This is a genomic window from Sphingopyxis alaskensis RB2256 (assembly GCF_000013985.1).
GTDB lineage: Bacteria > Pseudomonadota > Alphaproteobacteria > Sphingomonadales > Sphingomonadaceae > Sphingopyxis > Sphingopyxis alaskensis.
In genome coordinates this window covers 1199956-1224293 of sequence record NC_008048.1, presented here as the reverse complement: position 1 = coordinate 1224293, position 24338 = coordinate 1199956, and the positions used below count along the sequence as shown (strand labels likewise).

Below are 24338 nucleotides of genomic sequence, written 5' to 3'. Positions count from 1 at the left end.
TGCCGTCCCCGCGCCGATCATTCATCGTGTCCGGCGCTCATTCTGTCACGAAATGCGATGCCCGCCAATTGACGCGCCCGTCAACCTCCTGTTTCAAACATTTTCATGGGCGGGCAAAACTCTGCATTGCTGGCGGAAAGCTATTGCGACTGGTGGTCGTTGGCGGGCGTCGACGCGCTGGTCGGCGAACAGCCCGCCGGGTGGCTCGCGATGTCGCCGGCGAACGACGCTGCGGCGTCGCGGCCCAGGCGCACCGCCACAGCGGCAGCCGAGCCGCAGCCGTTGCCCGACGCGCTCCAGCGCCAGTCCTCCGAACGGCCGGTCGAATCGAGGGGACCGACCGCGCTTCCCGCTGACTGGAAGGATTTCCATCAATGGCTGGGTAGCAGCGAAGCGGTGCCGGGGAGCCAGTGGGACGCGCGCCGCGTCCTCCCGGTCGGCGAGGCCGCCGCTCCGCTGATGCTGCTCACAGCATGGCCCGAAATCGACGACCAGCGTGAAGGACAATTGTTCGCCGGACCGGCGGGCAAGCTGCTCGACGCGATGCTCCAGGCGATCGGCCTCGTGCGCCGCCAATGCTATGTAGCCAGCCTTGCGGTCACGCGTCCGCCGGGTGGCCGCATCGACGCGCATGACGCGGCCGAACTCGACCGGCTGCTCTGGCATCATCTGCGTCTCGCCATGCCGCAGCGGTTGCTGCTGATCGGCGGTGACATCGTCCGCATCGCGGCGGGGCTGACGCTCTCCGACGCGCGCGGAAAGTTACTCGATCTTAACCAAGATGGCGGCAAGATGGAAACCGTAGCCGTCGCTCATCCCGCGATGCTGCTGGCCCGCCCCGCGCAGAAGGCGGCGGCCTGGGATAGCCTGAAACTGTTCAACCGGGGACGTTGACAGAATGCCGATTGTGACCAGATTCCTGTTTTCCTGCGCCGCTGCGACGGTCGCAATTGCCGCCGTTCCGGCGATGGCAGCCGATGCCGATGGTCCCCGTTTCGCCGCAGCGCCGCAGACGGTGCCCGGCATATTGTCGGCGAAGCAGAAACAGCTTTACACGCAAATCCTTGCGGCGATCCGCGCCGAACGATGGAGCGACGCCCGAACGCTGCTCGACAGCGCCGACGCGGAGCCCCTCACCGATTTCCTGCGTGCCGAACTGCTGGTCGCCGCGAACAGCCCGCGCGCCGAAGTCGCCGACATCATGCCGATTCTCGCGCGGTCGCCATTTTTGCCGCAGGCCGCCCAGCTTGGTCGGTTGGCGGCAAAGCGCGGCGCGACCGACATTCCGGCGCTTCCCGCCGAAACGCGCCTCGCCTGGGCCGGTAGCGCGCCGCGCCGCCTCGGCGCCGACGCCGTGAACGGCGATCCGGTTGCCGCCAGCCTGGCGCGCACAATCCCCGATCGAATCAAGAATGACGATCCTGCGGGCGCCGAAGCCCTGCTCAACGCGGTCATCGACCAGCTGAGTCCCGAAGCGCGGGCCGAATGGCGGCAAAAGGTCGCCTGGTCCTATTATATCGAGAATGACGACCGCAACGCGCTCCGGCTCTCGCTCGCCTGCACCGCCGATGGCGGGCCCTGGGCGACGCAGGGCGCCTGGGTGCAGGGCCTCGCGGCATGGCGGCTGAACGATTATCGCACCGCGCTCGCTGCCTTCGATCGCGTGGCCAGGGAAGCCCCCGACAGCGAATTGCGCGCCGCGGCTCATTATTGGGCCGCCCGCGCCGCCGTCGCGGCCGGCGAACCCGCGGCGGTCCAGTCGCGCCTCCGCGCGGCTGCGGCCAATGAGGAAACGCTTTACGGCCTGCTTGCGTCCGAGACGCTCGGCGTCGAGCCAAAGAGCCAGCGCGAGGCGCTCCGTGCCGACCGCAGCGCATGGCGCGCGCTTCAGGGGCTCCCCAATGTAAGGCTCGCGATGGCGCTCGCCGAGATCGGCGAGGAAAACTACGCCGGTGAAGCGCTACGCCACCAGGCGCGCATCGGCAATCCCGATCATCACGACGAACTGATCGCAATGGCGGGCGCGCTCAGCCTGCCCGAAACGCAGCTCTACCTCGCGCACAACACGCCGCACGGCCGCAAGCCCGCCCCGACCGCGCGGTATCCGCAACCGAAGTGGGAACCGAGCGGCGGCTGGCGCGTCGATCCCGCGCTTGTTTTTGCCCATACGCTTCAGGAATCGCGTTTCCAGCGCACCGCGGTCAGCAGCGCGGGTGCAACGGGACTGATGCAGGTACGTCCGGGCACCGCGCGCGACATCGTCCGATGGGAGGGTGCGGTCGCGGCGCTCGACGATCTCAAGACACCTGCGGCGAACATGGACCTCGGCCAACGTTATCTGCAGTATCTGAGCCGCGAGCCCGCGACGGGCGGCCTGCTGCCCAAGGTCATCGCGGCCTATAACGCCGGTCCCGCTCCGGTCGCGCGCTGGCAGAGCGAAATTCGCGATAATGGCGACCCGCTGCTCTACATCGAATCGATCCCCTATTGGGAAACGCGCGGCTATGTCGGCATCGTGCTGCGCAACTACTGGATGTACGAAGCACAGCAGGGCAAGCCGTCGGACAGCCGCGCGGCGCTGGCGCAGGGCAAATGGCCCCGCTTTCCCGATGGCAAGGATCGCACGCGCCTGACCTGGGCTGGAGGCCTCGCCGATGCCGATTGACGAGAGCCTGCCGCTCAAGCCCGTTCGCATCGCGCTGCTGACGATTTCGGACAGCCGCAGCGCCGCCGATGACCGGTCGGGCGACAGGCTCGAGGAACTGCTCACCGGCGCAGGGCATATTCTCGCCGCGCGCGCGCTCATCAAGGACGAAACCGACCTTATCGTTTCGCGCCTCCACAACTGGATCGACGATCCAGACGTCGACGTCGTCATCACCACCGGCGGCACCGGCCTGACCGGCCGCGACGTGACGCCCGAGGCGCTGCACCGGCTCGACGGCAAGGATATTCCGGGGTTCGGCGAGCTGTTTCGCTGGCTCAGCTATCGGACGATCGGCACGTCGACGATCCAGTCGCGCGCCTGCGCCGTCGTCGCGCGCGGCACCTATATCTTCGCGCTTCCCGGCTCGACCGGCGCAGTCACCGACGCGTGGGAGGGTATATTGGCGAGCCAGCTCGACAGTCGGCACAAGCCCTGCAATTTCGTCGAGTTGATGCCGAGACTGACCGAATAGCAAGTTTGTTCTTTATTTGTTCCAGACGGGCGATTATTCTCTCTCCGTGAAGTCGTCCAAACCCCTCCCTCCCATCGCGGGTCGCGGCGCGCCAACCAATCTGCGCCCGACGCGCACAGGGTCGGCCGAGCGGGTCCCTGACGGCGACTGGCTGGACGCGGCGGCGGACGTTGACGGCGAGGCGCCCCGCTTGCGCACGACCGTCACGGTCGAGCATCCCAAAACCATCATCACGCGCAACAAGTCGCCCGACATCGGCTTCGACCGCTCGATCAACCCCTATCGCGGCTGCGAACATGGCTGCATCTATTGCTTCGCGCGCCCGACGCACGCTTTTCACGACCTCTCGCCCGGTCTCGATTTCGAAAGCCGCTTGTTCGCCAAGCCCAACGCCGCGGCACTGCTGCGCGCCGAACTGGCGAAGCCCAATTACCAGGTCGCGCCGCTCGCGATCGGCACGAATACCGACGGCTATCAGCCGATCGAGCGCGAATGGGGGATAACGCGGTCGATCGTCGAAGTGCTCGCCGAAACGCGCCACCCGCTGCTGATCACCACCAAATCCGACCGGCTGCTGCGCGACATCGACCTGCTCGCCGACATGGCCCGCGACAATCTGGTCGGGGTCGCGATTTCGGTAACGACTCTTGACCCGAAGGTCGCGCGCACGCTCGAACCGCGCGTGCCGCATCCGAAACGCCGCCTCGCCGCGATCCGCAAGCTCGTCGACGCGGGTGTGCCGACGCAGGTCAATATCTCGCCGATCATCCCCGCGATCACCGACCAAGAGATCGAGGCGATCATGGGAGCAGCGGCCGAAGCCGGGGCGATCCGTGCCTCCTACATATTGATGCGGCTGCCCTATGAAGTGGCTCCGCTCTTCCGGGCATGGCTCGATGCGCATTATCCCGATCGCGCAGCCAAGGTGATGCACATCGTGCAGGACATTCGCGACGGGCGCGACAATGACCCGAATTTCTTTACCCGGCTGAAAGGCCGGGGCATATGGCCGCAACTCATCCGTCAGCGCGTCAAACGCGCCGCCCGCGCGCACGGTATGGACCGAAGCTTTCCCCAGCTCCGCTCGGACCTGTTCAGGCCGCCCGAGCGCGATGGGCAGATGGAGCTGTTCTGAACCAATACCGTCGCCTCCGCGAAGGCGGGGGCGACGCTTTTCACTTACGCCTCTGCCAGCGACTTCAGCTTGTAATCCTTATAGTCATCGCGGATCTGGCGCTTCAAAATCTTGCCCGTGGCGGTGTGCGGCAGTTCGTCGACGAACACGACCTCGTCGGGTAGCCACCATTTGGCGACCTTGTCCTTCAGATATTCAATGATCGCCGCCTCGCTCACCTCGGCACCCGGTTTCTTCACGATCAGCAGGATCGGCCGCTCGTCCCATTTGGGGTGATAGACGCCGACCGCAGCGGCTTCCTGCACGCCCGGCGCTCCGACCGCGGCATTTTCCAGCTCGATCGAGCTGATCCATTCGCCGCCCGACTTGATGACGTCCTTCGCGCGGTCGGTGATCTGCATGACGCCATCGGGATGGAGCACCGACACATCGCCCGTGTCGAACCAGCCATCGGCGTCGGCAGCGTCGGCATCGGCCTTGAAATAACGCTGAATGATCCACGGCCCACGGATCTGGAGCCGTCCGCTGGTCTGGCCGTCGCGCGGCAGTTCCTTGCCCTCGTCATCGACGATCCGCAGTTCGACCCCGAACGGCGGACAGCCCTGGCGGCAGATGATGTCGACCTGCTCGTCAAAACTCAGCGCATCCCAGTTCCACGGCCGCTTGCCCATCGTCCCGATCGGGCTGGTCTCGGTCATGCCCCAGGCGTGCCCGACATAGACACCGGCCTTCATAAAGCGTTCAATCATCGCGCGCGGGGCCGCCGACCCGCCGATGATGACATGCTTGAGCGCGCCATAACCCATGCCCGTCGCATCCATATGCGCGAACATCGCCAGCCAGACGGTCGGCACCCCGGCGCTGTGGGTGACGCCCTCGGCGTGCATCAGGTCACACAGGGTCTGCGCATCATTGGTCGCCGAAAAGACCAGCTTCGCGCCCACCGTCGCCGCTGCAAAGGGAATGCCCCAACTGTTCGCGTGGAACATCGGCACGATCGGCAGGATGACGCTCCGGCTCGACAGGTCAAAGGCGTCCGGCTGGATTTCGGTGATTGCATGGATGACGTTCGAGCGATGCTCGTAAAGCACGCCCTTGGGGTTGCCCGTCGTGCCGCTGGTGTAGCAAAGCCCGACCGGATCGCGTTCGCCCAGTTCGACCCACTCGAAATCGCCATCCTCGGCATCGACCAGGTCGCGATAGGATTTGTAATCGCCCTGCGCCGACGCATCGAACAGGACGAAATGCTCGACACTGGTCAGCTGGCCACGCAGCCGCTCGACGATCGGCAGGAAGGCCGCGTCGAAGAACAGCACCCGGTCTTCGGCATGATTGATGATGTAGACAAGCTGTTCGTCGAACAGCCGCGGGTTCACCGTGTGCAGCACCCCGCCCATGCCCGCGGTGCCGTACCAGCTCACCAGATGGTGACCGTGGTTCATCGCCAGCGTCGCGATACGGTCGCCCTTTTTCATGCCCAGCTTCACCATCGCGGCGGCAAAGCGCCGGGCGTCGGTCCCGACTTCGCCCCAGTTCGATCGCGTCACCCTCCCGTCGGCCCATCGCGACACAATCTCGCGTCCCGCATGTTCGCGTGCGGCGTGGTCGATCAGGCTGGTGACGAGCAGCGGCTGGCCCTGCATTCCCATGGTGCGGCATCCTCTATTCTTGTCGTTGCCGCTCAGGAATAGGGTGCGACCATGCCGCCGTGCAAGGGGCAAAGCGCGTCAGCGCACCCGGAACTCGCGCGGCGCGACCAGCGACAGCGCCGCTTCGGAAATCCCTGCCACCAGGTCGAGGCGGGCAACTATGTCGGGACCGAGCACAAATCCGCGTCCCAGCTCGATCCGCACATCGTCGTGGGTCAGCGGATTGCGCGTGACGACGATCACCCGCCCGCGCGCGCCGCCGCGTTTCTCGAGCAGGCGCGCCATTTCGTCGATGGCCTCGGGCGCCTCGACGCGGCAGAGGAGCTGGAGCGAGGCGGTCGCCGCGATGTCGGCGAGCGACTGCGCGCCGCGCACCGTGACCCGTGGCGTCTCCTCCCCCTCGAGCAGGTCGAGTTCGACCGAGAGCAGCGCGCAGCCGCCCTCGTCTGCCAACGCCTCCAGCACCCTGCCTGCCGCCTCGTCGAAACAGCTCGACTGGAACTGACCGCTGCGATCGGAGAGCGTCAGGTTGAGGAAGCGGTTGCCGCGCTGCGACACGCGCGCCCGCGCGCTTTCGACCATCGCTGCCATCACCATCGGGATGCGCGTGCCCGGCGTCATTTCGACATTTTCGCATATGTCGCCATATGAGCGCGCGCCGCGCGCCGACAGGATCGCTTCATATTGCTCGACCGGGTGCGCCGAGAAATAAAAGCCGAACGCCTCCTTTTCGCGCGTCATCCGCTCGGCGAGTGTCCAGGGTTCGGCGGCGGGAAGTTGCAATGTCGGTGCGATCGCGATGTCGCCGCCGAACAGGCCGCCCTGTCCGGTCGAGCGTTCGTGCGCCGACGAGTTGGCGCAGGCAAGCAGAGCCTCGGCACCGGCAAAGGCACGCGGGCGGTCGGGTTCGACACAATCGAACGCTCCGGCGCCGGCCAGCGCCTCGATCTGCCGCCGATTGAGCAGCTTGGGGTCGATGCGGCTGGCGAAATCGTCGAGCGAAGCGAAATCGCCCCTCGCCTGCCGCTCGGCGACCAGCGCCTCCATGGCTTTCTCGCCGACGCCCTTGAGCGCCCCGAGCGCGTAGCGTACCGCCAGTCCATCGTCGGTGCGGCCAACCGAGAAATCGGCCTCGCTCTCGTTGATCGACGGCGGCGCGATGTCGATGCCCAGCCGGCGCATGTCGTCGATGAACACCGATAATTTGTCGGTCTGGTGGCTGTCGAACGACATCGACGCGGCAAAAAACTCGTGCGGATGATGCGCCTTCAACCAGGCGGTCTGATAGGAGAGAAGAGCATAGGCGGCGGCGTGGCTCTTGTTGAATCCATAGCCCGCAAATTTGTCGATCAAGTCGAACAGCTCGTTCGCGGTCTTGGCGTCGATCTGGTTATGCTCGCCGCAGCCCTTGACGAATGTCTCGCGCTGCGCGTCCATTTCGGCCTGGATCTTCTTGCCCATCGCACGGCGGAGCAGGTCCGCCCCGCCGAGGCTGTAGCCGGCGAGGATCTGCGCGGCCTGCATCACCTGTTCCTGATAGACGAAGATGCCATATGTTTCGGCAAGGATGCCTTCGAGCAGCGGGTGCGGATAGGCGATTGGTTCGCGACCGTTCTTGCGCGCGCCGAACAGCGGGATATTGTCCATCGGTCCCGGTCGATAGAGGGCGACCAGCGCGATGATGTCGCCGAAACTGGTCGGTTTGACCGCCGACAGCGTGCGCCGCATCCCTTCGGATTCGAGCTGGAACACCCCGACGGTATCGCCGCGCTGAAGCAGCTCATAGACCTGGGCATCGTCCCATCTTAGCGTGTCGAGATCGACATCGATGCCGCGCAGCGCGAGCAGCCGCCGCGCTTCCTTGAGCACCGACAGCGTCTTGAGGCCCAGAAAGTCGAACTTCACCAGCCCCGCCGTCTCGACATATTTCATGTCGAACTGCGTTACCGGCATGTCCGAGCGCGGGTCGCGATAGAGCGGGACGAGCTGGTCGAGCGGCCGGTCGCCGATCACCACCCCGGCGGCGTGGGTCGAACTGTGCCGCGGCAGGCCTTCCAGCTGGCGCGCCATGTCGAACAGCCGCCGTACCCCGTCGTCCTGCTTATATTCGGTCATCAACTCGGACACGCCGTTGAGCGCGCGTTCGAGCGTCCACGGGTCGGTCGGATGGTTCGGCACCAGCTTCGCGAGCCGGTCGACCTGGCCATAGCTCATCTGGAGCACGCGGCCGGTGTCCTTCAGGACTGCGCGTGCCTTTAGCTTACCGAAGGTGATGATCTGCGCGACGGTGTCGCGACCGTATTTTTCCTGTACATAGCGGATCACTTCGCCACGCCGTGTTTCGCAGAAGTCGATGTCGAAGTCGGGCATCGACACGCGCTCGGGGTTGAGGAAGCGTTCAAAGAGCAGACCGAGCTTCAAGGGATCAAGATCGGTGATCGTCAGCGCCCAGGCGACGACGCTGCCCGCCCCCGATCCGCGGCCTGGCCCCACCGGAATATCCTGTGCCTTCGCCCATTTGATGAAGTCGGCAACGATCAGGAAATAGCCCGGAAAGCCCATTTGCGTGATGACGTCGATCTCATAATCGAGCCGCTCGACATAGGCCTGCCGTTCTTCGTCGGTCAGGTCGGGATAATGCGCCAGCCGGGCATCGAGTCCGGCATGGGCGTCGGCCTTCAACTGCGCCGCCTCGCCCTCGCGATCGCCGGCGAGGCTCGGCAGGATCGGCTTGCGCTTCGGCGCCATGAAGGCGCAGCGCTGGGCGATCACCAGCGTGTTGCGGATCGCCTCGGGCAGGTCGGAAAAGGCATCCTCCATCGCCTCGGCAGGCTTCAGCCACGCTTCGGGATTGCTGACGCGGCGATCCTCGCTTTCGACATAGGCCGACTGGGCGATGCACAGCATTGCATCGTGCGCGGCATGGAACTGCGGCTCGACGAAATTCGCCGGATTGGTCGCGACAAGCGGCAGCGCGCGCGCATAGGCCATGTCGATCAGCGCATTTTCGGCGGCGGCTTCGGTGGCATCGCCGCGCCGCGACAATTCGATGTAGAGCCGTTCGCCGAACAGCGCTTCCAGTTGCTCCATATAATCCTCGGCGGCGCTTTGCTGCTCGCCCGCGAGCAGGCGCGCCAAGGCGCCTTCGCCGCCGCCGGTCAGGCAGATGAGGCCATCGGTCCTGCCCGTCATGTCGGACAAGGCGACATGCGGCTCCTGCTCGACCGGCCGCCCCAGATGCGCCGCCGACACCAGCGCGCAGAGATTGTGGTAGCCGCGCGCGTCCTGCGCATAGAGCGCGAGCCAGTCGATCAGCGGCGCGCCGTTCGCCAGCCGCTGGCCCGGCCGCGCGACGCTGAGCAGTGCGCCGACGATCGGCTGCACCCCCGCCGCCTGGCACGCCTCGCCAAAGGCCATGACGCCATAGAGCCCGTTTCGGTCGGCGACCGCGATCGCGGGAAAGCCGCGGTCGCGCGCGGCCTTGGCGATCGCTTTCGGCTCGATCGCTCCTTCGAGCATCGTATAGCTGGAAAAGACGCGCAGGGGGACAAAGGGGCTGAAGGCCATGGCGGGACGCTAACGTGTGCCCTGTGATTCGACCATGGCCTCGATTCACAAAAACGTCATTGCGAGGAGCCGGAGGCGACGAAGCAATCTCCAGCTATTGGCCTCGCTCGACCGCGATAGCTGGAGATTGCTTCGCTTCGCGCGCAATGACGAGTTTTTCTCAGCCCAGCAGTTCCTCAATCTCTTTCCGCAGCTGCTCGGGCCTGGTCGTCGGCGCGTGGCGAGATACGACCTTGCCGTCGCGATCCACCAGAAACTTCGTAAAGTTCCACTTTATCGCGCTGCCAAGCAACCCGGTCTTTTCCTTCTTCAAATGCTTGAAGATCGGGTCGGCATCGTCGCCGTTGACGTCGATTTTCGCCATCAGGGGGAAGGAGACATCATAGGTGAGCGAGCAGAAGGTCCTGATCTCCTCGGCATCGCCAGGCTCCTGCGCGCCGAACTGGTTGCACGGAAAGGCCAGTATCTCGAAGCCGCGATCCCTATAATCGCGGTAAAGCTCCTCCAGCCCCTCATATTGGGGCGTGAAGCCGCATTTCGACGCCGTGTTGACGATCAGCAGCACCTTGCCCCGGTAATCGGCGAGCGACTGCGTGCCGCCGCCCGGCAGTTTTGCGGAAAGATCGTAAAGTCCCATGTCACTTCTCCTCCGCCATGCGCGGTCTGTAGAGGAAATCGAAACGCGTCGTCCACGTCAGCCCATGATCGAGCGACTGCTCGCCATGTTGACGCACCGCGCCGTCCGGCTGTTTGCTATAGGTCATGCGGATCAGCCCGTCCTGTCCCTTGCCCGCAACATTGGCCCAGCGGCCCGTCAGCACCATCTGCCCATCCACCGGCCCACCGTCGAAATCGACCCGCGCGCCGCTGCCGTCGATCCATGCCTGCCGCCAGTAACGGCGTTCCTTGTCATAATGGCTGAACGATCCGCCGCCCGCACCCTTGAGGGGTTTCCACGTCTCGCGGATCGCGCAGCCGCCGAACATCGCCTCGATGCTGCTCGTCGCAACCTGTGTTGTCGCACCATTGGGAAAGACGTCCCATTCGCCGACCCAGAAATCGAAGGCGCGATAATCGGCGCCGGTGCAGGTCGGCGGCGCAGGAAGCGCGACCGGCGGCGGCATGGGTGGAGGCGGTGGCGGCGACGATGCAGGTGGCGGCGGTGGCGGCGGCGATTGAGCCAGCACTGCGCCACCCCACAAAAACAGCAAGGCGACAAAGATCATACGGATGGTCATCGGCAATCCCCTTCCCCGATGGGGAGAACCTACGCCTCGATACGCCCCTCGTGCAAGCGCAGCACGCAGTCCATCCGCGCCGCAAGCCGTTCATTGTGCGTCGCAACCAGCGCCGCCGAGCCGTGATCGCGAACCAGCGCGACGAACTGGTCGAACACGCGGTCCGCGGTCGCCTCGTCAAGATTGCCCGTCGGCTCGTCGGCAAGCACGAGCAACGGCCGGTTTGCCAGCGCGCGCGCCACCGCGACGCGCTGTTGTTCGCCGCCCGACAGCTTGCTCGGCTTGTGGTGCAGCCGCTCGCTCAGCCCCAGCCGAGCGAGCAGGTCGGCGGCGCGATCCTCTGCCTCCGCCTGCCCCGCACCGCGGATGAGCTGCGGCAACACGACATTCTCGATCGCGTTGAAGTCGGGGAGCAGGTGGTGAAACTGATAGACGAAGCCGATCTTTTCGCGCCGCGTCTTGGTGCGTTCGCCCTGCTGAAAGCGCGTCACATCCTCGCCATCGATGCGGATCGTTCCGCCAAAACCGCCTTCGAGCAATCCGACTGCCTGCAGCATCGTCGACTTGCCCGATCCCGACGGGCCGAGCAGCGCGACGATCTCACCGCGGCGCAGCGACGCATTGACACCGCGCAACACGTCGATGGTGACGTCGCCTTGGCGGAAGCTGCGCTTGAGGTCGACCAGTTCGAGCACCGCATCATTCATAGCGCAGCACCTGCACCGGGTCGGTATTCGCGGCCTTGTAGGCGGGATAGAGCGTCGCGAGGAAGCTGAAGACGATCACCATCACCGCGATGCCGACAATCTCGACCGGGTCGGGTTTCGAGGGCAATTCCGTCAGGAACCGGATCGACGGATCCCACAAAGGCTGCCCGGTCAGAAACTCGACCCCGCGCAGCACACCCTGCCGGAAATAGAGCAGCCCGAAGCCGACGGCCATGCCGACGATCGTTCCCGCGATGCCGATCGACAGGCCGATCGCCATGAAGATGCGCATGACCGAATCGCGCGGCGCCCCCATCGTGCGCAATATCGCCATGTCGCGCGTCTTCGCGCGCACCAGCATGATGAGTGAGGAAATGATGTTGAAAGAGGCAACCAGGATGATGAGCGACAGGATGACGAACATCGCGACACGCTCGATCGACAACGCTTCGAACAGGCTGGCGTTCATCGATCGCCAGTCGGACACGACCGCCTGCGCCGCCAGTTTTTCGGCGAGCGGCTGCAAAATCTCACCGACGCGGTCGGGGTCTTCGGTCTTGATTTCGATCATGCCGATCTGGTCGCCGCTGAGCAGCAGCAACTGCGCATCCTCCATCGGCATGACGACATAGGCCTTGTCGAAGTCATACACGCCGATCTCGAACACCGCCGACACGCGGTAGCCGATTTCGCGCGGCACCGTGCCAAAGGGCGTCGAACGCCCTTGCGGATTGATGATCGTGATGTTCGACCCGACCGTCGCGCCCAGGTTGCGCGCCAGCTCGCTGCCGATGGCGACATTGCCCGAACCCGCCGTCAGGCTGTTCAGGCTGCCTTGCAGCACCTTGCCGCCCAGCACCGCATTGCTGCGGATGTCCGGCACGGTCATCCCGCGCACCAATACGGCTTCGACGCGCCCGCCGAAGGTCGTGAGCAGCGGCTGTTCGATCAGCGGCGTCGCCGACGTGACCCCCGGCGTCGCCTTCGCCTGCTTCAGCACGTCGCGCCAGTCGTCGAGCCGCCCGCCGAACCCCTGCACCACGGCATGGCCGTTCAATCCGACGATCTTGTCGAACAGGTCGCTGCGTACGCCGTTCATCACGCTCATCACGACGACCAGCGCCGCGACGCCCAGCGTCACGGCGACAAAGCTGAACGCCGCCGCGACGAAGATGAAGCCTTCGCCGCGCTGCGGCAGCATATAGCGTTTGAAGATGGTGCGCTCATAAGGGCGGAGAATCATGGAAAAGGCGGTCCTTGCGGCGCAGGAAAAGCATCACGCATGGCGCCGCTTTAGGCAGGTCGCGGGGCACTGGCAATGGGCGCCGCAATGCGAACGATTCGCAACATATGTTGCTCATTGGCCACAGAGCTTCGCAAAAGCACGCCGGGCAGCGCGTGACAGGGTGACAAAGCGCCGCAGCCGACCTACCCCTCCAGCTTCTGGATCAACGCGGCCCAAAGGCCCGGCTCCAGGGAGTGCAGGCCTTTCGCCGGGCCTGCAACAAGGGGGATGGCGAGTGTTCGTCACAGGCGCCCGGGTCTTGGGAACAAGGCCCGGGCGTTGTGATTCCGGCGGGTGCGGGCAATGATTTGCCTTTGGCCGAAATCCTACTGCCCGTATCCCGCGGTCCCCGCGATCCGCACCGCCTCGCGCGCCGCGGCAAAGAGCGCTCCCGCCTTCGCCTCGCACTCACGCTGTTCGTAAGCCGGGTCGCTGTCGGCGACGATCCCCGCACCCGCCTGGACGTGCATCACGCCGTCCTTGACGATCGCGGTGCGCAGCACGATGCAGCTGTCCATATTGCCGTCGGGCGCGAAATAGCCGACGCCGCCCGCATAGGGGCCGCGCGCATCGGCTTCCAGTTCGGCAATGATCTGGCACGCGCGAACCTTGGGCGCGCCACTGACGGTTCCGGCGGGGAAGCCCGCGAACAGCGCGTCGATCGCGTCCTTGCCCGGCGCGATGCGGCCGATGACATTCGACACGATGTGCATCACATGGCTGTAGAACTCGACCGTGTAGCTGTCGGTCACGGACACGCTGCCGCCGATCGCTGCCCGGCCGACGTCATTGCGGCCCAGGTCGAGCAACATCAGATGCTCGGCGCGCTCCTTGGGATCGGCGAGCAGGCTTTCGCGATTCTCGGCGTCCTCCGCACTCGTGCGCCCGCGTGGGCGCGTGCCCGCGATCGGGCGGATCGTGATTTCGCCGTCGCGCACCCGCACCAGTATCTCGGGCGACGAGCCGATCAGCGCAAAGCCCGGCAGGTCGAGAAAATAGAGGAAGGGCGACGGGTTGACGCGGCGAAGCGCGCGGTAAAGGTCGAAAGGCGGCAGGTCGAACGGGGTCGAGAAACGCTGCGAGAGCACCACCTGAAAAATATCGCCCGCCGCAATATAATCCTTCGCCGCCGCGACCATTGCCGCGAAGCGCTCAGGAGACGTCGCGGGCGTCGCCGTGATGCTTTGGGTCAGCGCCGCGGTCGAGGCCCCATCGGCGTGCGGGCTCGCGCTCGATAGTCGCGCCGCGATGCTTTCGAGCCGCTCTCCGGCGGTATCGATCATCCGGTCGATGGCACCGCGCGCGTCGGGCCAGATCGGCGCGATCAGGAACAGTTCGTCAGCCAGCCGGTCGAAGACGAGGATCGTCGTCGGGCGCACGAAAATCATGTCGGGCAGGCCGAGGCCCGCGCCCGGCGCCCGCGGAATGCGTTCAACGAGGCCGATGGTTTCATAGGCAAAGAAGCCCACGAGCGTCGCAAGCGCCTTGGGCAATCCTTCGGGCACGTCAAACCGGCATTCGGCTACCAGATCGCGCAGCGCCTGCAAGGCGCCTGCCTCGACCGGGACAAAGGCATCGCGGTCATGCCGCCAGTCGCGGTTGATGCGCGCCGCGTCGCCGCGCACTTCGAACATCAGATCGGGATCGAGGCCGATCAGGCTGTAACGGCCCCGCGTTTCGCCGCTTTCGACCGATTCGAGCACCCAGTCGCCGCGCTCCGGTTCGATGAGCTTGAGCGCCGCCGACACCGGCGTTTCGATGTCGGCGATCAACCGTTGCCAGACGACCGCGCCGTGCCCCCCTGCCAGCGCTTCGAGCGCGGCGGCCCTGCCTTCCAGGGTCACGCTTATTCGGCGACCGGCGCGGTGCCGGTCAGCTCGCGGCGCAGCTGGTCGACCAGCCCCTTGTTGATCGTCACCCCGACGCGCCGCCTGGCCTCGGCGGCAAGCTGTTCGAGCAGCTCATTGCCAAAGGCGGGGGCGAGCGGCCGCGCGATGGCCGCAACGCGCTCGGGCTCGATCGCCTTCGGATCGGGGCGGCGCACCTCATCGAGTGCGATCACCATCCAGCCGCGGTTGCCGGGAATCTCCAGCGTCTTCACGCTCCCTTCGGCCATCGAAAAGAGCAGCGCCAGTTCGGGCGGGACGCGCTCGCCATTGGCGCCGAGTTCGGCGCGGCGCCCGCCGATCGCCTGCACGTTGCCGATATTCGGCCCTGCGGCGGCAACGGCTTCGTTCAGGCTCTTGCCGCCTTCGACCGCCCTGGCGATCGCGCGCGCCTTGTCCCTCGCCACCTTCTGCCCCTCGGCAAAGCGCCATTCGGAAAGCAGCTCACCGCGGATCTGCGCGAAGGGCGGCGGCGCAGCGGCGATGATCGACTTCACCGCAAAGACAGCGAACTTCTCATTTTCGACGATCGTGGCGATCTGCCCCTCGCCCTCGCCGCCGACCTGGAAAGCCTGCGCGACGAGCGGCGCGAGGTCCGCCGCAAGCGTAAAACCCGGCTGGCCCGGCGCGCGCCCGTTCGGCAGGATCGCCGGGGTTTCGACGATCTGGAGCTTGCGGTCAGTGGCGATTTCCTCGATCGACGCGCCGCTGTTCACCGCATCCTGAATCGCATTGTAATAATCGACGATCGCCTCATTCGCCTTGTTGCTGGCCAGTTCGGCGCGAATCTCGGCACTGGCGTCGGCCAGGCTGCGCGCCGGGCGCGTCGTCACATCCTCGACGCGCACCACGGTCCAGCCGAGCCCGGTCTGGAGCGGCCCGACCACCTCGCCCCGCTTTGCAGCAAAGGCCGCCCTGGCGACAGCCGCACTGGTCGTCGCGGCATAGGCGCTCTGGCCGAGGTCGCCCGTCGTGGACGCCGACAGGCCCGCTTCGGCAGCCGCGCTTGCGAGCGAAGCTCCGCTACGCACCTTGGCGGCCAGGCGGTTGGCCGCGGCCTGATCGGGCAGGATGACCTGCGCAAAGCGGCGCGTTTCGGTCGCGGCATATTGCGCGGCATTATCCTTATAAACCCTGGCGATTTCGGCATCAGTCACCGCAGGCACCGGCACCGAGGCGCGGTCGAACATCGCATATTGGATCACGCGGCGTTCGGGCACGGTGAACTTCGCCGCATTCTGCGTGAGGAAGCGGCGCAGCGCCGCATCGCCGGGATCGCCCTTCGGCGCGAAAGCGCTCGCCGGAATGAAGGTCGCCTGCCCGCGCCGCTGTTCGAGCAGCAGCGCGGCATAGGGTTCGGCCAGAGCGGGCGCGATACGCGGCATCTGCGCGATCGGCGCGGCGAGCTGTTCGAGCAATATCTGCTGGCGCAGGTCGCGGCGGAGCTGCGCTTCGCTGATCCCGTTCTGACGCAGGAAGTTTTCGAACACCGTCTGGTCGAACTTGCCCGACACGCCCGCAAAGGCCGGCAGGTCGGCGATTCGCCCGTCGATCAGCCGCTTGCTGACGCCAAAACCCAGCTCGGTCGCATATTGGTCGAAGGCGAGCCCGTCGATGAGCTGGCCGAGCACCTGGTCGAGTCCGCCGTTTTCGACGAACGCCGCCATCGTCAGCCCCGGCTGGTTGCGGCGCGCCTGGTCATAGGCCTGGCGCACACGGTCGCGCAGTTCGCCGACGCCGATCTCTTCGCCGCCCACCTTCGCAACATTGGCCCCGCCGATCCCGCCGAACGTCGAGTTCCCGGTGACGTCGCTCAGCGCGAAGGCGACGCCGACAAGGACGACGAACGCCAGCGCGAGGAACTTGCCGATCGTCGAGGAAAACATGGCGCGGATGGCGGTAATCATGGAGCAGGCAGTCTTTCGGGCAGGGCGCAACAAGGCGCGGTTGCGCGCTGCTTTAGAGGCGCGATGCCGCGGCATCAAGGCGCGAAAGGCGGCTTCGGGGGTCGCCGCACGGCTTGCCTCGCCGCGCGCTTCCCCGCTAGGGGCGGATCATCATTCGGATAAGCGGGAGAAGCGAGGCAATGACGCGGCGCAAATATGTGGTCGGCAACTGGAAGATGAACGGGCTGAAGGAGGCGCTCGGCGAAGCCCGGGCGATTTTTGCCGCCGCCGATACGCACCCCGGCGTCGACGTCGCGCTGTGCCCGCCCTTCACATTGATCGGCGCGATGGCCGCGGCAGCGCCGGGCAAGGCGATCGGCGGACAGGATTGCCACAGCGCCGCGTCGGGCGCCTTCACCGGCTCGGTCGCGGCGCCCATGCTTGCCGACGTCGGCGCGTCGCTTGTCATCGTCGGGCACAGCGAACGGCGCGAGGGTTGCGGCGAAAGCGACGCCGATGTGCGCGCGAAGGCCGAGGCGGCGCTCGCCGCGGGCTTGTCGGTTATCCTCTGCGTCGGCGAACCGCGCAGCGTACGCGAGTCGGGCGGCGCGATCGACCATGTGCTGGCGCAGGTCGCGGAATCGGTGCCGGACGCCCTCGATCCGCAGCGGTTTGCCATCGCTTATGAGCCGATCTGGGCGATCGGCACGGGGCTGGTCCCGACCGTCGCCGACGTCGCGGCGATGCACGGCGCGATCCGCAGCGCGCTGGCCGACCGTTTCGGCGACGCCGCACAGGCAATCCGCATCCTCTATGGCGGCTCGGTCAATGGTGACAATGCCGCCGAACTGCTGGATACCGGCGACGTCGACGGTGCGCTCGTCGGCGGCGCCAGCCTGACCGCCGCGAAGTTCGTGCCGATCATCGAGGCCGCGGCCGGACTTTAATCCACCAATAATTTCCGTTCGCATCGAGCGAAGTCGAGATGCCCCTCGGGCGTGGGGTGATCGCGATGGGTGTCTCGACTTCGCTCGACACGAACGGCACTCGGAAAGTCGTTTGAGCAAGCTGTGGCTTGAACCCCCGCCGCTTCGTCTCTATGTGCGCGGCGGGCGCGGTCCCATGTGAGGCCGCGCAAGTTCGGGAAAATATGATGTCCAGCCTTTTCACCTTCCTGCTCGTCGTCCAGGCGCTCGTTGCCGCGGCGATGATCGGCGTCATTCTGATGCAGAAGTCGGAAGGCGGCGGCCTGGGCGTCGGCGGCAGTCCGGCGGGCCTGCTCTCGGCGCGCGGTGCGGCGGATTTCATGACCCGCGCGACGACCGTGCTCGCCTGCCTGTTCGTGGGCCTGTCGATCCTGCTCGCCGCAATGGCCTCGGTCGGCCGCGGCGGCTCGACGATCGACACATCGCTGTCGAAATCCGCGCAAACGAGCGGGGGCGCCTCGACCTCGTCGATCACGGCCCCGGCGCAACCTGCCGAAGGCGTGGCAACGGGCGCGGCAACGGCGCCGCTGACGGACGACCCGCTGGCTGCCGCCGCGGCCGCCGCGGCGAGCCAGGGAAGCGCTCCGGCTCCGGCCGAAGACGGCAAGGCGCCACCGGCGACCCAATAAACGGCGGCTCCCGCCTCCGTATCAGCCCGCGCTCACGGAAATAATTTCCGCAGTTCGCGATTCGACGGCTTGCGCCGTCCCCCTCCCTTTGAGTAAGTCTTTCCTCCCATGGCGCGGTTCATTTTCATTACCGGCGGCGTGGTCTCCTCGCTTGGCAAGGGTTTGATGGCGGCCAGCCTCGCTGCCCTCCTGCAAGCGCGTGGCTATCGTGTCCGCATCCGAAAGTTCGATCCCTATCTGAACGTCGATCCGGGCACGATGTCGCCCTATCAGCACGGCGAAGTCTATGTGACCGATGACGGAGCGGAAACCGACCTCGACCTGGGCCATTATGAACGCTTCACCGGCGTTGCGGCGCGGCAGAGCGACAATGTGACCTCGGGCCGTATCTATCAGGGCATCATCGCCAAGGAACGCCGCGGCGACTATCTCGGCGCGACGGTACAGGTTGTCCCGCACGTCACCGACGCGATCAAGGATTTCGCCCGCGCCGAAACCGACGACCTCGATTTCGTGCTGTGCGAGATCGGCGGCACCGTCGGCGATATCGAATCGCTGCCCTTTATCGAGGCGATCCGCCAGTTGAAGAATGAGGTCGGCCGCGACAACGCCATCTCGGTCCACGTCACGCTGGTGCCCTATATCGCCGCCGCGGGCGAGTTGAAGACAAAGCCGACGCAGCACAGCGTGCGCGAACTCGCCTCGCTCGGCGTCCAGCCCGACATTCTGCTCTGCCGATGCGAAAAGCCGCTTCCCGACAGCGAACGCGCCAAGATCGCGCTGTTCTGCAATGTCCGCAAGGAAGCGGTGATTCCCGCGCTCGACGCCGACAGCATCTATTCGGTACCGGTCCAGTATCATGGCGAGGGTCTGGACAGCGAAGTGCTGCGCGCATTCGGAATCCTCGACGCGCCCGCGCCCGACCTGACGGCCTGGTATGACATCATGGACCGCAAGCAGCATCCCGAGGGCGAGGTCACGATCGGCGTCGTCGGCAAATATGTCTCGCTGCCCGATGCCTATAAATCCCTGAACGAGGCGCTGGTCCATGGCGGCATGGCGCACCGGGTCAAGGTCAATATCCGCTGGCTCGACGCCGAAATGTTCGAGCGCGACGAAGACCTGGTCGCCAATCTCGAACCGCTGCACGGCATCCTCGTCCCCGGCGGCTTCGGCGAGCGCGGGTCGGAGGGCAAGATTGCGAGCGTGCGTTTCGCGCGCGAGCGGAATGTGCCCTTTTTCGGCATCTGCCTGGGGATGCAGATGGCGTGCATCGAGGCGGCGCGCAATACGAGCGGCATTGCGAATGCGTCGAGTACCGAATTCGGTCCGACCGACGAACCCGTCGTCGGCCTGATCACCGAATGGATGAGCGCCGAAGGGCTTCAGAAACGCGGTGCGAACACCGATCTTGGCGGCACGATGCGCCTCGGCGCCTATGACGCGAAACTTTCGCCGAACAGCCATGTCGCCAGCGTCTATGGCACGAACGAGATCAGCGAGCGTCACCGCCACCGCTATGAGGTCAACGGGGCCTATCGCGAGCGGCTCGAAAAGGGCGGGCTCGTCTTTTCAGGCATGTCGCCCGACGGCATGCTACCGGAAATCGTTGAGCGGCCGGACCATCCGTGGTTTATCGGGGTGCAATTCCACCCGGAACTCAAATCCAAGCCCTTCGACCCGCATCCCCTGTTTGCAGGATTCATCGAGGCGGCGGTGAAGCAGAGCCGGCTGGTCTGACCGAAAGGGATTGGGGCGATGGATCACGCAAGACTTGCCGAACTGCAGAGCCCCGACAGCATCTTTTCCGGCCTTTCGGTCGAGGATTGGGCCGAAATCACCCGCCGCGCGGTTCAGGTCAATTTCGCCAAGGGCAAGGAATTGCTCGTCCAGGGCGATCCGGGCGACATGATGCTGATCCTGACCGAGGGGACCGCGCGCGTGTCGATGCTGACGGCCGGCGGGCGCGAAATCGTCCTCGCTTATGCCGAACCCGGCGCGGTGCTGGGCGAAATCGCGCTGCTCGACGGAGGCGAGCGCACCGCATCGGTGACGGCGACCAGCGCCGGCAGCGCGCTGCAACTCGGCCGCAACGCGCTCCGCGACTTTGCCGCGAGCCATCCCGACTTCGCCTGGTCGTTGATGCAGCAGCTCGCGCGTCGGCTGCGTACCGCCGACCAGACCATCGAAAGCGACCGCGCCTACGCCTCCGGCCCGCGCCTCGCGCGCTATCTGAAACGCTTGATCCGCAAGGATGTCGGCGTCGCACAGCGCGTCGAACTCAGCCAGACCGAACTCGGCAATTTCGCCGGAATGAGCCGCGAACATATCAACCGCCAGCTCAAAAGCTGGGAAGAATCGGGGATCATCGCGCTCGAACAGGGCCGCGTGCGTGTGCTGGAACCAGAGATACTCGAAGACATAAGCGAAAGCGAAGGATGACGGGTTTCGGTCGAATGTCCTCGTTCCCCGTCACCGTGAACTTGTTTCAGGGCCCATGGCCCGACGCTTCCTTCGACGCCGCAACCGACCAGAGGTCCGGTCATGGATGCTGAAACGAGTTCAGCATGACGAAATAGCCGGGCGACCTGATCTCCGCCCAACGCCTGCTCCTTACTCCTCATCCCGCGCCGGCAGGCTCAACGTGAAACGCGCGCCCTGACCCGGTGCGCTGTCGACGGTCAGGTCGCCGTCCATCGCGCGCGCAAGGCGGCGGGCGATATAGAGTCCGAGGCCCGATCCGCCGCTGTCGGTGCGTCCGAGCCGCTCGAACTTTTCGAACACCATCGCCTGCTGCTCCGCGTCGATTCCCTGCCCCTGATCGGCGACGGTGACCATCGCACGGTCGCCCTCGCGATCGACGCGGATCCATATCTGCGAATCCTCGGGCGAATAGCGGATCGCATTGCCCAGCAGGTTGAGCAGCACCTGCAACACGCGGCGAAACTCGCCCGTTGCGGGCATCCGGTCGTCGGTGCTGGGCGCCGAAATGCGAATCCCCTTCTCCTCGGCCTTCATGCCGAGCAGACCGACCGCGCGGCGCGCCAGGTCGCCGAGGTCGATGTCGTCGCGCGCCGCCTTGAACCCCGGCCGTTCGATATTCTGAAGGTCGGCAAGGTCGTCGACAAGGCCCAGCAGATGCCGCCCGGCATGGGCAATGTCGCCGGCATAGCGCGCGTAATCGGCGCGGATCGGCCCGTCGAACTGCCCCGAAATCGTCTCCGCGGTCGCGATGATGCGGCTGAGTGGGCCGCGCAGCGCGCCGTCGATGCGGCGGCCGAACTGCGGGTCGGACAGCGGCAGCGAACCAAAGGCAGGATCGACCGGTGCCCCGCCGCCCTTCGGCGCCGTGGCGGGCGGCCCGTCGACAATCGAGGCGAAGCCGCGAAAGCCCGTGAAGCGACCCGCCGCATCGAACAGCGCGTCACCGCCAAGCGTCATCGCCGCGCCCGCAGCCTGCACGCGCTGCCCTTCAAAGCGCGACTGCCGCGCGAGCGCGCGCAACACCGGAAAGCGGCCATCGGCGTCGGGCTGCAACTCGAACAATTCAGACAGCGAGCGCCCTTCCCATCCAGGCGGCACCGCAGGCGCCTTCCCCGCAGCGCGGAGCGCCACGAGCCGTAGCTGCTGGTCACACTCCCACGCCCATCCGTCGGCCATCGGGGTCTCGTCGGTGACGGGCGGTATGCCGGGCGGCGTCACAGCGCGCGCGCGCCAGTCGCTGATTTCGAGGCTCGCGCCCTCGTCGTCGGGCGTGATGCGCACGAGCGCGTGGATGTCGCTATGGTCGTCGGCGGCGTGGAGCGGACGACTGATCTCGCGGTGCAGCCGCTGCGACAGTGCGACGAGCCGCGCGAGGTGCGGCAGCGCGAGCGGCCTGCCAAGCCCCGCCCCCGCGCGTTGCTGAAGCCGCAACAGCGGCACATCGGCGCTCACCAGTACGCCCGACCGGTCAACGCGGCCGCGGACGACGCGCTCGCTCATCGCCCCGTCTCCGCCGCCGTGACGCCATCGGCGTCGCTCACCGCGCGCGCGGTGAGCATTGCCAGCGACGCTTCGAGCGGGGCCAGCGCTTCACGGTCGAGGCGCAGCGGCGCGAGCAGCGAGGGCAGCGCCGTCATCTCGGCGGTCAGGAGCGCCAGCGCCATATCGGTGTATCGGCGATGCTGCGCCGCCGCTGCGAGCGCGATCAGCGCAGGCCAGTCGTGCGCGGCGATCGCGGTGCGCGCCGCCTCGGGCAACGCGGCGCCGACAGCCTCGCGATAGGAGATGGCAGCGGCGGTCATGTCGGGTGCGTCGGCGTGCCGCTCGACCGCGTACCGCACGGCATCGCCAAGACTTGCCGCACGGCCGGTATCGGTGCTCACCGCGGCCAGCCGCCACGCTGCGACGTCATGAAGCAGCGCGCGGAAGATTTCCTCGTCGAGATCGGCGATCGCCAGCGTCGGCTGCCCATAGGCGTCGAAGCGCCGCCGGTCGGCGATGCGCAGGTCCAGATAGGCGCGCTCGCGCGCCGTCATCGGCGTGTCGGGCGTCGCGCCGCCGACCTCATCGGCGCCGTCCGCCACCGGCGTCGGCACCGCGCGCTCGGTCGATAGCGCGCGCCAGCGATGCTCCTCGGCCCGCGCAAAACAGGGACCGACCAGCCGCGCCGCGCCGGGGACCCCGTGATGCAGCCATTCCTCCCATAGAGCAGCGGCATCGATCCCGGGATCGATCAGCGCCGCGACATCGGCGACCAGCCGCCGCGCGATCCCCAGCGACAGCGCGCGCTGCTCGTCGGTCAGCCGTCCCGCAGTCGGCGCCGCGAAATAGTCCGCCAACTCGCCCAGTCGCGCCGAAAGCGTCGGCGACGGCGGTTCGATGCCGGGAAAGGAGAGCGAGTCACTCATGCGCACCCGCCAATAGCAGCTTGGCGTTAATAGGCCTTAAACCTTGAAGGAGCCTGATTTAGCGAGCATCCGGACGCCGCGCGAGGTGCAGCCAGAGCAGGATCTGGAACAGCGCGAGCAGGGGCAGCACCGCGAACATCAGCGACGCGGCGCCGAACAGCAGCGCAGGCGCGAGCATGATCCATGCCTGATCGGCGTCGGGGAGCAGCCAGTGGAACCGCCGCCGTTCGCCCGCATCCTCGTAAAGCGCGCGCGCCAGCACGATCGTCGCCGCGAGGCACGGCGCCAGCGCCGCTTCGGTAAAGGGCGGCATTGTGCGGCCCGGCGCGCCGAACGCCAGCAGCCACGGGAAGAGGGCAAGCAAGGCGAGCGCGAAACTGCGAATGACCGCCCGCGCCCGGTCCGGCGCCGCGCTTTCGGCGCGAAAGGCCGACAGGAAACGCATCGCGGCGAGCCCAAGCCCGCCCAGCACCGCGACGAGTGCTCCGGCCGCCGCCAGCCCGCTTGCCGTCAGCGCGGCGACGGCAACCCACAGCAACGCCGTGACAGGGGGCAGGTAACGCGCGGTATTCGGCGACTTGACGAGCAGCGGACCCGCCAGCCGTACCAGCGGCATCATGATCGCCGAGCGCCCCAGCCCCATGCCGCCATATTCGACCCGTTGCAGGCTCGATTGCTCGATCAGCGCCGCGGTCGGACGGTCGGACACGATCGCAATCTCGCCCTGCTCGAACAGCGCGGGTTCGCAGTAAAGCCGCCGTGCGCCCGATTGCACGGCGAGGCGCAGCAGCGTCAGCATCATGTCCCATTCGCCCGGCATCGCGGCGAGCTCGGCAACCATCGGCGGCGCTACCGAGGCAAGCCCGCCCCAGCGCCGCGTCGCGTCGATCCGCTCGAACCCCTGGGTCAGCACCGTGTCGCCGGTCACGAGGATCGCCGGCGATCCCGGCCTTGCAATTGCGGCATAGTGCGTTCCCCCGGCGCGCAGGCCGTCGGCGACGAGGATCAGGCGGTCGTCATCCTCGATCAGCGGCACAAGATCGCTTGCCGAGCGCACCGGAGTCACCTTCACCCCGCGGCGGCGAATGCGGTCGCACACGGCGAGCAGATCGGCGGGCAGCGCGGCGACCGCGACGGCGATGTGCGTCACCCCGACATCCGCCAGACGCGCCGCCTGCCGCTCGATCAGCGTTTCGCCCGCCACGGTGACGAGCGCGCGCAATCCCCCATCGGGCAGGGTCTCGCTGGCGCCAACGAGCGCGATCAGGGCCATGGGCAGGCAGTGGGAAGCAGGCGATG

Annotated in this window: 19 protein-coding genes; 8 read left to right on the top strand and 11 right to left on the bottom strand. The window is 66.5% G+C overall.

From position 1 onward, the window contains the following. Positions 1 to 105 precede the first annotated feature (105 nt). The 4 genes from SALA_RS05970 to SALA_RS05955 are packed head-to-tail and all read left to right on the top strand — an operon-like array spanning position 106 to position 4314. The gene (locus tag SALA_RS05970) at positions 106 to 894 is read left to right on the top strand and encodes a uracil-DNA glycosylase (RefSeq protein ID WP_011541485.1); all 789 of its coding nucleotides are present in this window, start codon (positions 106 to 108) and stop codon (positions 892 to 894) included. 4 nt (positions 895 to 898) lie between these two features. After that, positions 899 to 2665 (top strand): lytic transglycosylase domain-containing protein, encoded by a 1767-nt coding sequence (locus tag SALA_RS05965; protein WP_011541484.1) that lies wholly within the window; start codon positions 899 to 901, stop codon positions 2663 to 2665. Continuing rightward, complete coding sequence (gene moaB / locus SALA_RS05960) at positions 2655 to 3179, top strand: molybdenum cofactor biosynthesis protein B (protein ID WP_011541483.1); 525 nt, start codon at positions 2655 to 2657, stop codon at positions 3177 to 3179. Before SALA_RS05965 ends, moaB begins: the two co-directional genes overlap by 11 nt. A gap of 46 nt (positions 3180 to 3225) precedes the next feature. After that, positions 3226 to 4314 (top strand): PA0069 family radical SAM protein, encoded by a 1089-nt coding sequence (locus SALA_RS05955; protein ID WP_011541482.1) that lies wholly within the window; start codon positions 3226 to 3228, stop codon positions 4312 to 4314. Between the two features lie 44 nt (positions 4315 to 4358). On the opposite strand, the gene SALA_RS05950 is transcribed toward SALA_RS05955, so the two are convergent. From SALA_RS05950 to SALA_RS05915, 8 genes are all read right to left on the bottom strand, one after another. Then, positions 4359 to 5963 (bottom strand): long-chain fatty acid--CoA ligase, encoded by a 1605-nt coding sequence (locus tag SALA_RS05950; protein ID WP_011541481.1) that lies wholly within the window; start codon positions 5961 to 5963, stop codon positions 4359 to 4361. Between the two features lie 78 nt (positions 5964 to 6041). Then, positions 6042 to 9530 carry a DNA polymerase III subunit alpha gene (gene dnaE, locus SALA_RS05945; protein ID WP_011541480.1) on the bottom strand — a complete coding sequence of 1163 codons (3489 nt, stop codon included), beginning with the start codon at positions 9528 to 9530 and terminating at the stop codon, positions 6042 to 6044. 160 nt (positions 9531 to 9690) lie between these two features. Then, entirely contained in the window at positions 9691 to 10167 is a 477-nt protein-coding gene (locus tag SALA_RS05940) for a glutathione peroxidase (RefSeq protein WP_011541479.1), read from the bottom strand. A gap of 1 nt (position 10168) precedes the next feature. Then, positions 10169 to 10768, bottom strand: coding sequence for a hypothetical protein (locus SALA_RS17305; RefSeq protein ID WP_011541478.1), 600 nt, complete (start codon positions 10766 to 10768; stop codon positions 10169 to 10171). A gap of 29 nt (positions 10769 to 10797) precedes the next feature. Continuing rightward, positions 10798 to 11475 (bottom strand): ABC transporter ATP-binding protein, encoded by a 678-nt coding sequence (locus SALA_RS05930; protein WP_011541477.1) that lies wholly within the window; start codon positions 11473 to 11475, stop codon positions 10798 to 10800. After that, positions 11468 to 12718, bottom strand: a complete 1251-nt coding sequence (locus SALA_RS05925; protein ID WP_011541476.1) for a lipoprotein-releasing ABC transporter permease subunit — start codon at positions 12716 to 12718, stop codon at positions 11468 to 11470. The genes SALA_RS05930 and SALA_RS05925 overlap by 8 nt, the downstream gene beginning before the upstream one ends. Positions 12719 to 13086: 368 nt before the next feature. Continuing rightward, positions 13087 to 14604 carry an anthranilate synthase component I gene (gene trpE, locus SALA_RS05920; protein ID WP_011541475.1) on the bottom strand — a complete coding sequence of 506 codons (1518 nt, stop codon included), beginning with the start codon at positions 14602 to 14604 and terminating at the stop codon, positions 13087 to 13089. 2 nt (positions 14605 to 14606) lie between these two features. Continuing rightward, positions 14607 to 16553 (bottom strand): peptidylprolyl isomerase, encoded by a 1947-nt coding sequence (locus tag SALA_RS05915; protein ID WP_041383130.1) that lies wholly within the window; start codon positions 16551 to 16553, stop codon positions 14607 to 14609. A gap of 179 nt (positions 16554 to 16732) precedes the next feature. On the opposite strand from SALA_RS05915, the gene tpiA reads away from it, so the two are divergent. The 4 genes from tpiA to SALA_RS05895 all read left to right on the top strand — a co-directional run bounded on the left by tpiA (position 16733) and on the right by SALA_RS05895 (position 20589). Continuing rightward, a complete protein-coding gene (tpiA, locus tag SALA_RS05910) occupies positions 16733 to 17479 on the top strand; it encodes a triose-phosphate isomerase (protein ID WP_011541473.1) in 747 nt (248 codons plus the stop codon). A gap of 203 nt (positions 17480 to 17682) precedes the next feature. After that, on the top strand, positions 17683 to 18147 hold the full coding sequence (gene secG / locus SALA_RS05905) for a preprotein translocase subunit SecG (protein ID WP_011541472.1): 465 nt from the start codon (positions 17683 to 17685) through the stop codon (positions 18145 to 18147). Between the two features lie 108 nt (positions 18148 to 18255). Continuing rightward, positions 18256 to 19887, top strand: coding sequence for a CTP synthase (locus SALA_RS05900; protein ID WP_011541471.1), 1632 nt, complete (start codon positions 18256 to 18258; stop codon positions 19885 to 19887). 18 nt (positions 19888 to 19905) lie between these two features. Next, positions 19906 to 20589, top strand: a complete 684-nt coding sequence (locus SALA_RS05895) for a Crp/Fnr family transcriptional regulator (protein WP_011541470.1) — start codon at positions 19906 to 19908, stop codon at positions 20587 to 20589. Positions 20590 to 20760: 171 nt separating this feature from the next. Here the strand turns inward: SALA_RS05895 and SALA_RS05890 are convergent, their stop codons facing one another. Genes SALA_RS05890 through SALA_RS05880 form a run of 3 tightly spaced genes read right to left on the bottom strand, consistent with a single transcriptional unit; the run spans position 20761 to position 24312 of the window. Next, positions 20761 to 22131: a sensor histidine kinase gene (locus SALA_RS05890; RefSeq protein WP_011541469.1), complete on the bottom strand. Its 1371-nt coding sequence runs from the start codon at positions 22129 to 22131 to the stop codon at positions 20761 to 20763. Beyond that, the gene (locus SALA_RS05885) at positions 22128 to 23039 is read right to left on the bottom strand and encodes a hypothetical protein (RefSeq protein ID WP_011541468.1); all 912 of its coding nucleotides are present in this window, start codon (positions 23037 to 23039) and stop codon (positions 22128 to 22130) included. The genes SALA_RS05890 and SALA_RS05885 overlap by 4 nt, the downstream gene beginning before the upstream one ends. A 58-nt stretch (positions 23040 to 23097) precedes the next feature. Next, positions 23098 to 24312: a hypothetical protein gene (locus tag SALA_RS05880; protein ID WP_041383129.1), complete on the bottom strand. Its 1215-nt coding sequence runs from the start codon at positions 24310 to 24312 to the stop codon at positions 23098 to 23100. Positions 24313 to 24338: the final 26 nt, after the last annotated feature.